Consider the following 14,604-nt stretch of genomic DNA (forward strand, 5'->3'; position numbering starts at 1 on the left):
GTGAGTGCCCACACAGATTGCTTGATTCAAATTGTTAAAGAGCAGGGTCTGAAACTATAACCCCAACCAGCTTGCTTTGCAAGGTGGACCAGACGCGCACTGCGCCGTGCTGATGGAGGCGCATTATAGGGATATGATTCTCGCTGACAAGCGAAAACTCCGTGTTTTTTTGAAAAAGACGTTCAGCTGTTTAACTAACCACCAATCCGGATGAAAATTACCCCAGCAATGATCCAAAAGAGCCCCCCTGGCTATTTAGCGTTACCGCCTGGTATGACCATCCCACTACAGACATGCCAAGACGGCACAGATGCAGAAACGAAAAGGACCCCATGGGGCCCTTCGATATCACGGGGTATCTCTATAGATCAGATAGAGAAGCTGGAACCACAGCCACAGGTGGTGGTGGCATTAGGGTTGGTCACGGTGAAGCGGGAGCCTTCCAGACCTTCGGTGTAATCCACACTGCCACCAACCAGATATTGCAAGCTCATGGGATCGATCACCATGGTGACCCCGCTCTTCTCGACCACGGTATCCCCTTCGTTGATCTTCTCATCGAAGGTGAAACCATACTGGAAACCGGAGCAGCCACCGCCCGTGATGTACACCCGCAGCTTGAGCTCGGGATTTTCTTCTTCGGTGATCAGGGTCTTCACCTTGTTGGCTGCCGCATCCGTCATCTGGATGGGCAACGGGGCTTCTGCTACTGCACTCATTACTGACCTCACAACCGTTAAATCCACAAACATGGAAACCGCGAAATTATCCAATACCCGACCATTCAGTTCAAGTATTCACCAAGCTTCTTACTGTGCGGCCGGCACAGGTGCCGGTGGAGCAACCACCAGCGGCTTGATCACCTCGCCCCATTCGGCCAACAGCTCCTGGGCCGGTTGCCGACCATCCTTGCCGATGGTGATCCGCACCCGGTCCGGTACAAAGCCTTCCGGCAACTGCCAGTTGCCTTCCAGCAGCTGGAAGTAACGCAGCGCATAGCGCCCCTCCCCCACCTTCATGCCCAGCTCACGGCTGCCGAGGGTTCTGGGCTTGTCACCCTGGCTTCCTTCCACCTTTATCTGTACCTGACCGCGAAACAGCTCGCGCTTCTTGGCGGGCTGGGTCAGCGCCAGCCGATAGTGATAGCGACCTGGAATGCTGGTCTCCTGCAGGGTGAGGTTGTCGATCACCACTCCCACCTGCTCGCCGGTGGGACGCATGATCCGCTCGAAGAAAGCCAGCTGGCGCTTCTGCTCCTGCACCTGGGCTTCCTGATCCTTGAGCCCCTGTTGCAACTGCTCGAATGCTGCCTTTTGGGTAGCCAGCAGGGTCTCCTTGATGCCAAGCTCGCTCTTGAGCTGGCCGATGGCCTTGGCCTGGCGCTCCAGCGTCTCCTGCTGAACCGTCAACAGGCTGCTCTGAGCCAGCTCCTGGCGATTACCGACGAAATAGCCGATGAGCGCCCCCACCATCAGCACTGCCAACCACTTCATTATCTGGGACATAAGGCCTCTTTTGTTACTGCGCATACTGCGGCCACGCTCCCTTCACTATACGCGACACAAGCAGATTCAGGCCGGCAGACAAAGAGTTAACCGGCACTGGCGCCGCTTTCTCCCCGCTTTTGACGCGCCGCGAGCCGTAAAGTTCGCTCCAGGATCTGGGAATAGATGGGGCGGCCTCCCAACCACTGGGCCACCAGGGTCGCACCGACCGTGGTGATCATCATGGGCAGGATCAGCTGATAGTTGTCGGTCATCTCGGTCACCAGCACTATGCCGGTGATGGGTGCACGTACGGTGGCGGCAAACAGCGCCCCCATACCGGCGATGGCAAAGGCACCCGGTTCGATGCCAAGTTCGGGGAAGGCCGAGTGGAACAGGTGACCGAACACCACTCCGAACAGGGTGCCAAGGGCCAGGGTCGGCGCAAATACCCCACCCGGCGCGCCGGAGCAGAAACAGATCAGAGTGGCCACCAACCGGATGGAAAAGATGAGGAACAGGGTGGCCATCGCATACTCTCCGCCCATCAGGTGAGGGATAAGTTCGGTGCCACCGCCGGTCACCGCCGGGGTGAACAGTGACAGTACGCCGAAGGTGCCTGCCACCAGCATGCCGATGGCCACGAAGCGATGACGCTTGTTTTGATGCAGTGCCAGATAACCATCCTGGCAGGCCAGCACCAGCTTGTTGAAGACAAACCCCAGCACGCCGAAAGTGGCCCCCATGAAGAGGAACAACCAGAGCGCCTTGAGGGCCGGCGCATCGTAGTGAGGCAAGCTGATCACCGCCCCCTGCCCCTTCATGTTCTGCAGCATCAGGGTCGCCATGATGGCGGAAATGCCCACCGCCTTGATGGCCAGAAAGGAGTAGCGAAACTGCGGGCGCATCTCCTCCATCACGAACAGGATCCCTGCCAGCGGCGCATTGAAGGCGGCGGCCAGACCGCCGGCCGCACCGGCCGCCAGCAAGGCGTGGCCATACTCCTTGGGCAGCCGGAAGATATCCGCCACCATCTTGCCGAGGTTGCCGCCGATCTGTACCGAGGGCCCCTCCCGCCCCAGCACCATGCCGGAGCTCAGGGTACAGATGCCACCGAAGAACTTGACCGGCAACACCCGCCACCAGCGCACCGGCCGCAACTCGTCCATGGCGCCCTCGATCTCGGGAATGCCGGAGCCCCCGGCCTCCGGCGCAAAGGTGTGGGTCAGGAAATAACCTATCATCCCCAGCAGGGCGCTGAAACCGAAGCCGAGCAGACCGAGCTGCCACCAGGGGCGATCGGCCAGCAGATCAATGCGCTGCTGCGCCAGCCAGTGAACGCCGGACTCAAACAGTCCACAGACCAACCCGGCCAGGGTACCGACCAGTGCCGCCAACAGCAGCACCAGCAGAGGCATCTTGTCTTGATGAATGATCCGCCGCAGGACGGGGCCACGGGGAGGCGAGAGCGGTTCGGAGGAGGAGAGAGCTTGTTGCGACATGAAAAAAACCACATTCGTTTGCTGACGGAGGTGACGACATCCAGCCTGCTGCCCGGCTGCCCAGCACCGGGCCTTTCTGCTATAGTCGGCCCGTTTCATTTAACACGGGGCAGTCCTTGGCCAGGGAGTCAAGAGCGCAAGCATACTCCAGCTCCCCCCGACTGCCGAGCCGCAATCGGCCACCTGCACCTGTGTGACGACCAAAATCCCATTAAGGATGATCCATGTCAAAATCAGATCAGCTGTTTGAACAGGCCCGCCAGACCATTCCGGGCGGCGTCAACTCACCGGTCCGCGCCTTCAATGGGGTCGGCGGCACACCCCGCTTCATCGATCACGCCGATGGCGCCTACCTCTATGACGTGGACGGCCAGGCCTACGTGGATTACATCGGCTCCTGGGGCCCCATGCTGCTGGGTCACAACCACCCGGCCATCAAGGCCGCCGTCATCAAGGCTGTCGAGAAAGGGCTGAGCTACGGCGCCCCCACCGAGATCGAAGTGCTGATGGCCGAGAAGGTACGCCAGATCGTCCCCTCCATGGAGCAGGTGCGGATGGTCAACTCCGGCACCGAGGCGACCATGAGCGCCATCCGGCTGGCCCGCGGCTACACCGGCCGCGACAAGATCGTCAAATTCGAAGGCTGCTACCACGGCCACGCCGACTCCCTGCTGGTCAAGGCCGGTTCCGGCGCCCTCACCCTGGGTCAGCCCAACAGCCCGGGCGTGCCTGCCGACTTTGCCAAGCACACCCTCACCTGCGTGTTCAACGATCTGGAGTCGGTGCGCGAGGCCTTCAGCCAGTACGGTAGCGAGATCGCCTGCATCATCGTCGAGCCGGTGGCCGGCAACATGAACTGCATCCCGCCGGTACCCGGCTTCCTGGAAGGGCTGCGCGCCATCTGTGACGAGTTTGGCGCCCTGCTGATCCTGGACGAGGTGATGACCGGCTTCCGTGTCTCCCTGCGTGGCGCCCAGGGCCACTACAACATCGACCCGGATCTCACCACCCTCGGCAAGATCATCGGTGCCGGCATGCCGGTCGGCGCCTTCGGCGGCAAGAAGAAGGTGATGCAGCATATCGCCCCGACCGGCCCCGTCTATCAGGCCGGCACTCTCTCCGGCAACCCGGTGGCCATGGCCGCCGGCCTCACCATGCTGGATCTGCTGCTGGAGCCGGGCCTCTATGAGCAGCTGAGCGCCAAGACCGCCCGGGTCGCCGAAGGGCTCAAAGCCGCCGCCGCCAAGCACGGCATCCCGCTCGCCATCAACTACGTGGGCGGCATGTTCGGCTTCTTCTTTACCGATGAGACCGAGATCACCCGCTACGAGCAGGTGACCCGCTGCGACATGGATCGCTTCAAACGCTTCTACCATCTGATGCTGGAAGAGGGTGTCTATCTGGCGCCGAGCGCCTACGAGGCCGGCTTCCTGTCGCTGGCCCACGGCGACAAGGAGATCGAACACACCCTGGCCGCCGCCGAGCGCAGCTTCGCCAAGCTGGCCGGCTAAGCCGTCGCCATCTGTCGCACAAGGGCCCTTCGCGGGCCCTTTTTCATTCTCCCCTCCCCATGCCCGCTGCCGGTGCAATCTGCCCGTCGGCAACAGTGATTTGTCACCAAACGGTGCAACCCCCGCCACAGTCGTTGTCATAAAGCAGGCCCACAATTTGCAGCCGTCAGCAAGAACATCCCCTTGTGAGCGAGGTAGGTATGGCGGAAATGAGCCCCATCGATGTGCTGCGACGCTATCAGGAGTACGAAGCCGAACTGGCCCCTCTGCTGCTGGGGCTGCTGACGGCGCCACCCGATTCACTCAAGGATTATCCCTTTATCCTGCATCAGGCGCCCAGCCGGGAACCGCTCGGGATCCTGCCACCCATGCCGGCGCCGCAAGCCCGTTTGCATCTGATAGTGAGAGGTCATGGCCGTGAACTGACCCTCTGCCTGAACCAGCTTATCGCCTGGCTGATGGGGGACAGGGAGCGGCGCCGGGCCATGCCCTGGTTCAAGGGGGTCTATGTGGTGCTGAGTCTGGCACTGTTTCTGATCGTCGCGACGCTTATCTGGTACGGGCTGGAGCAGCTCTACCTGCTGCTGTGCGGGGCGCAGCAGAACCGGCTGGGAGCCTTCAGCGCCATCATCTTTCTGACCCTGGCGCTGGCGGTATTCGACTTGGGCAAGACCATTCTGGAAGAGGAGGTGCTGCTGCATAAAGACATCTTTCGCCACAGCGCCATTCGCCGCACAATTACCCGCTTCATCGCCGCCATTTTGATCGCGGTCTCCATCGAGGGGCTCTTGTTGCTGTTCAAGGGTTCGCTCGGCCAGAGCGAGCTGCTCTGGCCGGCGGTGGGGGTGATGGGGTGCGCCGTGGGACTGCTGCTGGCCCTCGGGCTCTATGTGTTTCTGGGGGCCAGGGCGAGGCGGCACTGGTGCAGGCCAGCCTGCGACCTCTGCCAGCCGGGGTTGTGGCGTCCGCCGCGCCGCCCGCCAAGAAGCGGGCATGGTCTAGGAGGTATAGATAACGCCAAAGGCTTGCAATCACTTCAATACTCTACGGCCAGCACCCACACGCGCCGTCCTGGCTAACCAGTGACGCCTGCCAGCCGGGGTTGTGGCGCCCGCCGCGCCGCCCGCCAGGAGGCGTACATGGTCCAGGAGGTATAGATGACAATGAAGGCCACCAGCCATTTGAGCATCGCCATGTCCATGGACTTGACCAGCATGGCCGCCAGCACCACGCCAACCGGACCGAAGATGGCCACCGCCAGCACCGCCTTGGCATCGAAGGCACCCTTGCGGATGAAGGTGCCCGCCGAGAAGACGCTGAGCACGGCAGTGGAGCCCATCATTATGGGGAAGGCCGCTAGCGGATTCATGCCAAGCAGATAGACCAGGGTCATGCAGGGGGCGAACAGGCCGATGCCCACGTTCATCAGCACGCCGAAGATGAAGTTGCCGGCGAGCGCGATCCCGAGCTTGTAACCGGTCAGCCCCATGGCATCGCCACCGAGGGGGAACAGCCCCAGCAGGCCCGCGAAGATGAGGCCGGCCACTACCAGCAGGGAGACCGCCATCACCAGCCGGATGGTCTGGCGATCGAACGAGGCGACGTGGCGGGCCCCCCAGGCCGCCCCGGCAGCGGCGGCAGCGGCGGCCACCATCATGCCGATGAGGGTGAGCGGATCCACCTGCACGGCGCCGATGAAGATCAGCGACTGGGTGACCGTCGGCAACACGCACTGGCCGTTGAGGGTGCCCGGCAGCAGTCGATCGTCGATCAGCTTGAACTGCTTGTAGCAGGCGGTCTTCACCGCGAAGCTGCCGACCCCCAGGGTATCGAGAAAATTGGCGACAAAACCGATGGCCGCCACCGGCCAGAAGGGAGTCGACTCCAGCGCTCCCTGTTGCCGCTTGTGCCACCAGGCCCGTACCAGCATGAAGATGAAAGCCAGCGCACAGATGATGAATATCAGGCGCAAAAGATTAATTAACATACAGAGTTCTCCAGCAACGGGCGGCGATTCTAAGGCAGCAAAAATAAAAAATCTTGGCCCTGATCAAGCATTCATCCCTTACAAACGATTCCTTGGAGAAACTCTTGTTCGGCAAGCCCGAACGAATCTGCTAATACTTCTCTATGAGGGCCAGCAGGCCTGGGGCCGCCGGTGGTAGTCATGGTCATTTCGCGACGACCACAGTCACCGGCGGGAAGTAGCCAAAAAGAAGGCCGGTATGCACCGACCTTCTTTTTTTATTGCTGACTCGCCGGTGTTTTACCCGCCAGCCACTGCCAGCCCGGCAAGCGGGGCAGCCGCCGGGCGATCCAGCCGATCAGCGCATCCGACAGCCCGGTCGACAGCAACAGCGGCAGACAGAGCAGGGTCAAGGAGAGGGCGCCGACATAGACATCCGTCAGCCAGTGGGCACCGGAGAGGATGCGGGGCGCCGAGAACAACGGCACCATCAGCAGCGCCGTCACCCCTGCCCAGCGCGGCAGATAGCGCAGGGCAAAACCGGCGAAGATCATCAGGAACAGGGCGTGATCGCCGGGGAAGCTGTCGCTGGAGGAGTCCTTGGTCGGGATTTCGCTGAGCTGGGTGACCCGCAGCGCATCCGCTACCATCAGGGTCGGGCTGGGTCGACTGACCGGCAGCAGATGGCCAAACTGGTTGATCACCAGGGCCCCCAGCAGCATGACGATCCCCATGGCCACCAACCGGCGGCGCCCCTGCTCGTCCTCACGCCAGAAGCAGCGGGAGAGGATAAGCCCCATGCAGGAAAGCACGGCCAGATCGAACAACCGGTTGTTGGTCACCGCCACCAGATCGGCCCACCATTGGGCCTGACCCAGCCAGCCATTGACCAGATGGAAGACGACGAGATCCCACTGATCCCAGGGACCGTGATCGGGCAGAGCGGCCCAGCTGACGGCGATGAGACCACCCAACAGATAACAGGGTATAAATTTGCGCATACGAACTCTCCTCCCCGAAAAATGGGGCCGTATTTTAGAGCATAAGAAGCGTGACGTGAATCACACAAATGAGGGAGGAAGCAAAGTTCATGGGGAAAACAGCGCGGCAGCACAGGTTTCGTTTAAGCCCTTTCTGGAATGTTCCGATCCAGATGGCGGGCTTGGCCGTCCCCGGCCTTGCGGCTAGTATGGAACTCTTCCCTTTCGCGAGATGAACAGCAATATGCGCAGCTACCTCAGGATGATGTTGTTTGCCCTTGGCCTGCTGGCCGGTGTGCAGATCCCGGGTCTGATCGACCTCTACTACCAGCGGCTGGATGCCCGTCTGCAACAGGCCAGCCTCAGCCTGGCCCCCTTTCAGGAGACGGCGGATCAGCACTTCGACGGTGATCTGACGGCCCTGGTCAACCACTACCGAACCAACCCGGACCCGGTCTTCGCCAGGGATGCGGCCAGCCTGCAGCTGCTGGTCAGCCAGCGTCAGACCCTGCAGCAGGAGAGCGTCTACAAGAGCGCCCCCTGGTACCGGCAGCTCTCCCACCTGCTGCTGCGCGCCGAGCCCCAGCTCTGGCAAGATACCCTGCAAAACTACAGCTACGTGGTACCGCTCAAGCAGGCCGCCATCGTCTGCGGCATGGCGGCGGGCTTGCTCGCGGCCCTTGTCGGCGATCTGCTGCTCGGCCTCCTGCTGCTGCCGTTTCGCCAGCGCCAGCCGAGAGTACGCTACGGCCAGCGCTGATCCCTCAGCCAGACCCCGCCAACAACAAGGGGGCTCGCGGCCCCCTTGCTGTCTCTTGCTCTCCCCTACAGCTCGTAGGGCAAGCGCGATTCGCTGACCAGCCGGTTGAGCGCCTTCACCACTTCCGGATCGAACTGGCTGCCTGAGCGCGACATGATGTACTCCATGGTCTGAGCCAGCGACCAGGGCTCCTTGTAGGGGCGCTTGCTGAGCAGGGCGTCGAACACGTCGACCACCGCCACGATGCGGGCCGACAGCGGGATCTGCTCGCCAGCCAGTTGCTCCGGGTAACCCTTGCCATCGAAGTGTTCATGGTGGCCGCGGGCGATCTCGGCCCCCAGCGACAGATAGCTGGTTCCCTCCACCATCTCCCCCGCCTTGTGCAATATGCTGGCGCCTATGTCCGCGTGCTGCTCCATGATGGCCCGCTCATCCGGCTCGAATCGGCCCGGCTTGTGCAGGATGTGGTCCGGCGTGCCCACCTTGCCCACGTCGTGCAGTATACTGGCCATGCCGATCATGTCGACGAAGCCGGGGGTCAGCTCGTCGGGATAGGCCCCCGCCTGTTGCAGTTCGGCCACGATGGCGTCGGAGAGCTTCTGCACCCGCAGCACGTGATCGCCAGTATCCGAATCGCGAAACTCCGCCAGCGCCGCCAGCGCCACCACGGTGGCCTCCTGGGCGCGCAGCAGCTGGTTGTAGAGATAGAGGTTGTCGTATGCCGCCGAGATGCGCTGGCAAAACACGTCCAGCAGATCGCACTCGAGCGGGTCGAGGGGCTGGGTAGGGGTGAAGTTGAGCACGAATTCGCGCCCGTTCTGGGCGGCGATGTAGAGCGCATCCTGGGGATGCTCGAAGCGGTTGCAACGATTGGCCAGCGCACTCATCACAGAGTCGTGCAGGGCCGGGAAGGTAGTGAGCGGCACGTCGCTCAGCAGGGATTCATAGTCGCCGGTAGCGGCCAGGATCTCCAGCTCCTGCGAGCCGGGTCGGCGCTCGGCGCAGATGGCCCCCTCGGTGCCCACGTCGAGAATGGCGCTGATCTGCTTGAGCACCCCGGAGGCAAACTCCCGCAGCGAATGCAGGTGATAGAGATCCCCCGCCCCCTCCAGTATCTTGCCGAGCCCCTGCCGGCTCTTGTCGATGGCGCAGAGGGTCTCGTAGGAGCGCAGGGAGGCGATGACGGTGGTGTAGAGCTTCTGCACCGTCAGCTCGGTCTTGGTCTTGTAGTCGTTGATGTCGTAATCGAGGATCACCCGCTGCTCGGGGGCCTGCCCCGGCTGGCCGGTGCGCAGCACGATGCGGACCAGGCCGTTCTTCATCTCGTTGCGGATCTGGTGCACCAGCCGCAGGCCGGCGTCCTCGGTCTCCATCACCACGTCGAGCAGGATCAGGGCGATGCGCGGGTTGGCCTGCAGCATGCTGGCCGCCTCGGCACCGCTGTAGGCGTTGAGCAGGGCCAGCGGGCGGGATTTGTACTGAATGTTGGAGAGTGCCAGCCGGGTGGCATGATGAATATCCGGTTCGTCATCGACGATCAGCACCTGCCAGGGGTTGGCCATCCTGGTCACCACGGCCTCATCGTCATCCAGCTCGATGATGTCGTCATCCAGCCAGATCTCGTCCTTGTCTTGGGCACTGCTCATATCGTTCACGCCTCCAGGCGCTGCATGAGGGTACAGACAGTATGTACCATCAGGCCGCGATGGATCACAAGCCTCGCGCGATCCGCCTGCCACCATCCATGAGCAGATGACTCACTCGAACGGTTCGAGATAGGCCTGGATCGCCTTGCGCAGCCAGGCCAACACCCTGCCGTGGTAGGCATTTTCCGACAGATAGACGCCGTAGTCCCGCCACTGCAGGCTGAACTTGTGCTTGAGGGTGATCAGGGAGCCTTGGCGCAGCTGACTCTGGATCAGCGGCGACGGCAGCACGGCCCAGCCGAGGCCGTCGAGCACCGCATCGCGCATCAGCTCGAAGCTCGACAACCCGATGTGGTGGCCGCCGATGGGCAGCAGGCTCTTGACCGAGAATTCATCCACGTAGGAGAGGGTGACCTGGGTGTGGCCGGTCAGATCCTGCTGCAGTACCCGTGTCAGGCTGGCCAGCGGGTGGCTCGGCGCCACCACCATCAGGGTGCGGATCGGGTTGAGCACCTCGATGTTGAGGCCGCTGCGCTCCTGCTCCTCGGTGATGAGGCCGAAGGCGGCGTCGACAAACCCCTCCTCCACCAGGGCGGGCAGCTCGGGCGGCGAGGCCAGCACCAGCGAGATGCTGGTGCCGGGAAACCGGTGACGCAGCTGGCCCAGCATCTCCCGCCATACCGCCTCGGGAATGGCATCGTCCCGCGCCACCCGCAGCGCCACCTCGGCGCCGGAGGCGTAATGTTCGCACTTGAGCTTGAGGCTGTTGGCCGCCTGCAGCAGCCGCTTGCAGTCGTCCAGCACCTGCTCGCCAATCTCGGTCAACCGACTCTGGTTGGCCCCTCGTTCAAAAAGTTCGACGCCAAGCTCCACCTCCAGTGCCGCTATCGCCGTACTGACCGCACTGCGACTCTTGCCAAGCCGGCGCGCCGTGTTGGCGATGGAGCCGCTACTGGCTGATTCCACAAAGAGTTGTATCTGGTAGAGCTTCATGATCCGGGTCGAGAGCTGGGTATCCGATGTTCACCTTACCTCGCCCGCTTCTGCCAAGGCAAACCGTCAGCATCTGAATTGTCGACGCTCAGCGATTCCAGCCTCCCGCCATGCTGCGACTATCATGGCCCCGTCGCAGCAACAAAAGGACATTTTATGTTATTCAATCGCATGCTCCTGGCCCGCATCTTCCTGACGTGCGCCATCCTGACCGAGGTCGCCGGCACCTCCAGCATGGCCATGATCCCGGAGAACGAAGCCGGCTGGCTCAACTACCTGCCCATGTGGCTGCTCATCTCCTTCTCCTACCTGTTGTTGGCCAAAGCCGCCAAAACAATCTCCATTGGCATTGCCTTCGCGCTCTGGGAGGGGCTGGGGATCGCGCTGATCACCGTCGTCTCCGTGCTGTTCCTCGACTACCAGCTGAATGCTCAGGAGTTGATCGGACTGGCGCTGGCCATAGTGGGGATTGTTCTGGTGACGATGGGCGAGCGCCACGATGAACCGGCCGCTCGCACACCCCGTGCCAACGAGGAGGCCGTATGCACCCGCTGATGATAGTACTGGGCGCGGCCTTGCTGGATATCGGCGCCAACATGGCGATCAACCGTTCGGTCGGTTTTCGTCACAAGGGGTGGGGATTCCTCGGCATCCTGCTGGTGCTGTGTGCCTTCACCCTGCTGTCGGAAGCGGTCAGCACCGGCCAGATCGATCTGGCCGTTGCCTACGCCACCTGGGGCGCCATCGGCATCCTGGGCACCGCCCTCGGCGGCCTGCTGCTGTTTGGCGAGCGGCTCAAGCCCATCGGCTGGGTCGGCATGCTGGTGATGGCCGTCGCGGTCACCCTGCTCACCACCGCCTGATCCCGAGATTGCATCCATGAAAAGCAGCCGCCCGGTACACCGGGCGGCTGCTTGTTTTTTGGCATGGCTTCATGACGGCGAGCGTCTCGTCACCAGGCTTCGTAAAGCTCCAGCGGCAGGCCGTCGGGGTCGGTGAAGAAGGTAAAACGGCGGCCAGTCAGCTCGTCCACCCGCACCGGCTCCACCTCGACGCCATGGCCCTGCAGATGGGCGATGACCCGGTCGAGATCCGCGACCCGAAAGGCCAGGTGGCGCAAACCGCACGCCTCCGGCCGGGAGGGGCGCGGCGGCGGCGCCGGAAAGCTGAACAGCTCCAGCTGGCTGCCGTCCGGCAGCGCCAGATCCAGCTTCCACGACTGGCGTTCGGCCCGCAGCCTCTCAGCGATGATGGGCAGCCCCAGCACCTGGTGGTAGAAGTGGCGCGAGCGCGCATAGTCGCTGGCGATGATGGCCACGTGGTGGATGGCATCGAACAGGGGATGTGACATGAGCACTCCTGGCAGACGGGCAGCCAGGGCTGCCCGCCGCGGTCAGTTGAAGAAACCGTTGAACCAGTTGTCCAGCGCATTGACCGGGCTGGAAACAGGGCTGGCACAGCTCATGGGCTCGGCCAACCCGGCCAGCTTGGCCGGCACCTGCAGACTGCCGGGGCAGTCGCTGGCAACCCGGGCGCCGCTGGCGCGGGAGAAGCTGGCCCAGCTCACCCCCTGCGGCATGTTCATGGCCAGGCTGTTGACCCCGCGCTGGCTCATGTAGCCGCTGAACAGCTGCAAGGCGCCGCTGGCGCCGGTCAGGCCGGCCGGGGTGTTGTCGTCGCGACCGACCCAGATGCTGACCAGCTCGTTGTTGTCGAGGCCGGTGAACCAGGAGTCGCGCAGCTCGTTGGTGGTGCCCGTCTTGGCCGCCATGGTGGCGCCGGGGAACTTGGCACCGAGCGCCCGCGCCGTGCCCTGGCTCACCGTCTTGGTCATGGCGAACAGGGTCAGCCAGCTGGCCTGCTCGTCAGTCACCCGCTTGGCCGCTTCGTCGTGCTGATAGAGCTTGCTGCCGTCGCTGTTGACCACGGCCCGGATCGCCGACAGCGGCTGGGTCAGCCCCTGGTTGGCGATGGGCAGGTACATCTGGTTCACCTCCATCGGCGAGAGCGCCACCGCCCCCAGCACCAGCGACGGATAGGGCAGGATCTCCTGCTCCACCCCCAGCTTGTGCAGGGTGTCCACCACCTTGTCCAGCCCCACCTGCAGACCCAGGTTGACGGTCGGCACGTTGAGGGAGCTGGCCAGCGCATCCATCAGCGGCACGCTCTGGCGGAACTTGCGGTCGTAGTTTTGCGGGGTCCAGATCTGGCCATCCTTGCCACGAATGCGGATCGGCTGATCCTTGAGCGGCGTGCCCAGGGTCAGGCCGTTGGAGAGGCCGGTCAGGTAGACCGCGGGCTTGACCAGGGAGCCTATCTGGCGGCGGGCATCCAGCGCCCGGTTGAAGCCGGCGTAGCGCGGATCCCGGCCCCCCACCATGGCCACCACCTCGCCCTTGTGCCAGTCGGAGACCACCATGGCCGCTTCCAGCTTCTTCTTGCCACGCTGCTTCTCGATGGTGGCCAGACCCGACTCCACCGCCTGCTCGGCGGCGTGCTGGGCGATGGGATCCAGACTGGTGAAGATCTTGAGGCCGGACTGCTTGAGCAGATCCGGGCCGAAGCGGCTCTGGATCTCCCGCTTGAGCAGCCCCATGAAGGCCGGGGTGCGGCCATAGCTCATCTGGCCGCGGGTAATGATGCCGAGCGGCTGCTTGCTGGCCAGGGTGTATTCAGCCTGGGTCAGACTGCCGTGATCCATCAGCAGCTTGAGCACCAGATCACGGCGCGCCTTGGCCCGCTCCGGGAAGCGCCAGGGATCGTAATAGGAGGGGCCCTTCACCATGCCCACCAACAGGGCCACCTGATCGATGTCCAGCTCGTTGACCGGAATACCGAAGTAGAAGTAGGAGGCGAGCCCGAAGCCATAGACCCCCTGGGAGAAGTTCTGCCCCAGATAGACCTCGTTGAGGTAGGCCTCCAGGATCTCGTCCTTGCTGTAGCGATAGTCGATCAGCACCGCCATGTAGGCTTCCTGCGCCTTGCGCCACAGGCTGCGTTCCCGGGTCAGGAAGAAGTTCTTGGCCAGCTGCTGGGTCAGGGTACTGCCGCCCTGCACGGTGCGCCCCGCAAGCAGGTTGGCCGCCATGGCGCGCATGATGGCCACCGGGGAGACGCCGCCGTGCTGGTAGAAGTCCCGATCCTCGGTGGTGAGCAAGGTCACCAGCAGGCTGTCCGGCACCTCGGCGAGGCGCACCAGCAGCCGATCCTCCCGATCCTCGGTGTTGAGGCGATCGAGCAGCACAGGGTCCATCTGGGCATAACCGAGTTGACGCTGGTTCTCCAGCGACTGGATCCCTTCCAGCCGCGCACCGTTGAAGGTGAGGCGCAGGCCGCGGGCGGCATCGGCCCCGTCATGGAAGGCAAACGGCCGGCGCACCAGCTCGATGCGATTGCCGCTCACCGCATACTCGCCCGGGGAGTGGGGCTGGCGCACCTGCTTGTAGCTCAGCATGTTGAGCTCGCGCAGCATCTGGGTCTGGGAGAGGCGCTGGCTGGGATAGAGCTCCAGCGGCCGGCTGTAGACCATCACTGGCAACTGCCACTTCTCGCCGTCGAAGCGTTCACGCACCTTGGTATCCAGGTAGATGCCAAACACCACCATGAAGGCCGCTCCCACCAGGGAGAGCTTGAAGCCCAGCCAGAACAGCGTGCGCCAGATGGTGCGTTTGGGCGCCGCCTTCTTGGGGGTGCGCTTGCGTCGTTGCGTTGCCATAAATCCTCTTTGCTTTCCTTTCTACTTGTTATGTCGCGTTCGCGAAC

13 protein-coding genes and 1 pseudogene are annotated in these 14,604 nt (G+C 63.0%); 5 read left to right on the forward strand and 9 right to left on the reverse strand.

Translation table 11 applies throughout. The features are described from left to right. Window positions 1–368 precede the first annotated feature (368 nt). The 3 genes from erpA to clcA form a co-directional block, all read right to left on the reverse strand. A complete protein-coding gene (gene erpA, locus CAK78_RS07685) occupies window positions 369–719 on the reverse strand; it encodes an iron-sulfur cluster insertion protein ErpA (RefSeq protein WP_005304404.1) in 351 nt (116 codons plus the stop codon). A gap of 90 nt (window positions 720–809) precedes the next feature. After that, window positions 810–1,505 (reverse strand): DUF6776 family protein, encoded by a 696-nt coding sequence (locus tag CAK78_RS07690; protein WP_094696903.1) that lies wholly within the window; start codon window positions 1,503–1,505, stop codon window positions 810–812. A gap of 86 nt (window positions 1,506–1,591) precedes the next feature. Then, window positions 1,592–2,986 carry a H(+)/Cl(-) exchange transporter ClcA gene (clcA, locus tag CAK78_RS07695; protein WP_094696904.1) on the reverse strand — a complete coding sequence of 465 codons (1,395 nt, stop codon included), beginning with the start codon at window positions 2,984–2,986 and terminating at the stop codon, window positions 1,592–1,594. Between the two features lie 224 nt (window positions 2,987–3,210). Between clcA and hemL the strand changes: the two genes are divergently transcribed. Beyond that, a complete protein-coding gene (gene hemL / locus CAK78_RS07700) occupies window positions 3,211–4,497 on the forward strand; it encodes a glutamate-1-semialdehyde 2,1-aminomutase (protein WP_094696905.1) in 1,287 nt (428 codons plus the stop codon). A 200-nt stretch (window positions 4,498–4,697) separates the two neighbouring features. Then, window positions 4,698–5,512 (forward strand): annotated as a pseudogene (locus CAK78_RS07705) (hypothetical protein). A gap of 60 nt (window positions 5,513–5,572) precedes the next feature. Here the strand turns inward: CAK78_RS07705 and CAK78_RS07710 are convergent. Both CAK78_RS07710 and CAK78_RS07715 read right to left on the reverse strand, forming a co-directional pair. Then, on the reverse strand, window positions 5,573–6,484 hold the full coding sequence (locus tag CAK78_RS07710; protein ID WP_094696906.1) for a sulfite exporter TauE/SafE family protein: 912 nt from the start codon (window positions 6,482–6,484) through the stop codon (window positions 5,573–5,575). 257 nt (window positions 6,485–6,741) lie between these two features. Continuing rightward, window positions 6,742–7,464, reverse strand: coding sequence for a phosphatase PAP2 family protein (locus CAK78_RS07715; RefSeq protein ID WP_094696907.1), 723 nt, complete (start codon window positions 7,462–7,464; stop codon window positions 6,742–6,744). 211 nt (window positions 7,465–7,675) lie between these two features. On the opposite strand from CAK78_RS07715, the gene CAK78_RS07720 reads away from it, so the two are divergent. After that, window positions 7,676–8,203, forward strand: a complete 528-nt coding sequence (locus CAK78_RS07720; protein WP_176452717.1) for a DUF2937 family protein — start codon at window positions 7,676–7,678, stop codon at window positions 8,201–8,203. A 65-nt stretch (window positions 8,204–8,268) separates the two neighbouring features. On the opposite strand, the gene CAK78_RS07725 is transcribed toward CAK78_RS07720, so the two are convergent. Further along, complete coding sequence (locus tag CAK78_RS07725; RefSeq protein ID WP_094696908.1) at window positions 8,269–9,849, reverse strand: response regulator; 1,581 nt, start codon at window positions 9,847–9,849, stop codon at window positions 8,269–8,271. A 111-nt stretch (window positions 9,850–9,960) separates the two neighbouring features. Continuing rightward, window positions 9,961–10,842 (reverse strand): LysR family transcriptional regulator, encoded by an 882-nt coding sequence (locus CAK78_RS07730; RefSeq protein ID WP_094696909.1) that lies wholly within the window; start codon window positions 10,840–10,842, stop codon window positions 9,961–9,963. Between the two features lie 156 nt (window positions 10,843–10,998). Here CAK78_RS07730 and CAK78_RS07735 point away from each other — a divergent pair, with 156 nt between their 5' ends. After that, window positions 10,999–11,397 carry an SMR family transporter gene (locus CAK78_RS07735; protein WP_094696910.1) on the forward strand — a complete coding sequence of 133 codons (399 nt, stop codon included), beginning with the start codon at window positions 10,999–11,001 and terminating at the stop codon, window positions 11,395–11,397. Next, window positions 11,385–11,705 carry an SMR family transporter gene (locus CAK78_RS07740; protein ID WP_017766311.1) on the forward strand — a complete coding sequence of 107 codons (321 nt, stop codon included), beginning with the start codon at window positions 11,385–11,387 and terminating at the stop codon, window positions 11,703–11,705. Before CAK78_RS07735 ends, CAK78_RS07740 begins: the two co-directional genes overlap by 13 nt. 89 nt (window positions 11,706–11,794) lie before the next feature. On the opposite strand, the gene gloA2 is transcribed toward CAK78_RS07740, so the two are convergent. Beyond that, window positions 11,795–12,193, reverse strand: a complete 399-nt coding sequence (gene gloA2, locus CAK78_RS07745) for an SMU1112c/YaeR family gloxylase I-like metalloprotein (protein ID WP_094696911.1) — start codon at window positions 12,191–12,193, stop codon at window positions 11,795–11,797. 42 nt (window positions 12,194–12,235) lie between these two features. Beyond that, complete coding sequence (mrcB, locus tag CAK78_RS07750; RefSeq protein ID WP_094696912.1) at window positions 12,236–14,557, reverse strand: penicillin-binding protein 1B; 2,322 nt, start codon at window positions 14,555–14,557, stop codon at window positions 12,236–12,238. Window positions 14,558–14,604: the final 47 nt, after the last annotated feature.

It is taken from the genome of Aeromonas sp. A35_P, from assembly GCF_002259925.1.
Taxonomy (GTDB): Bacteria; Pseudomonadota; Gammaproteobacteria; order Enterobacterales; family Aeromonadaceae; genus Aeromonas; species Aeromonas dhakensis.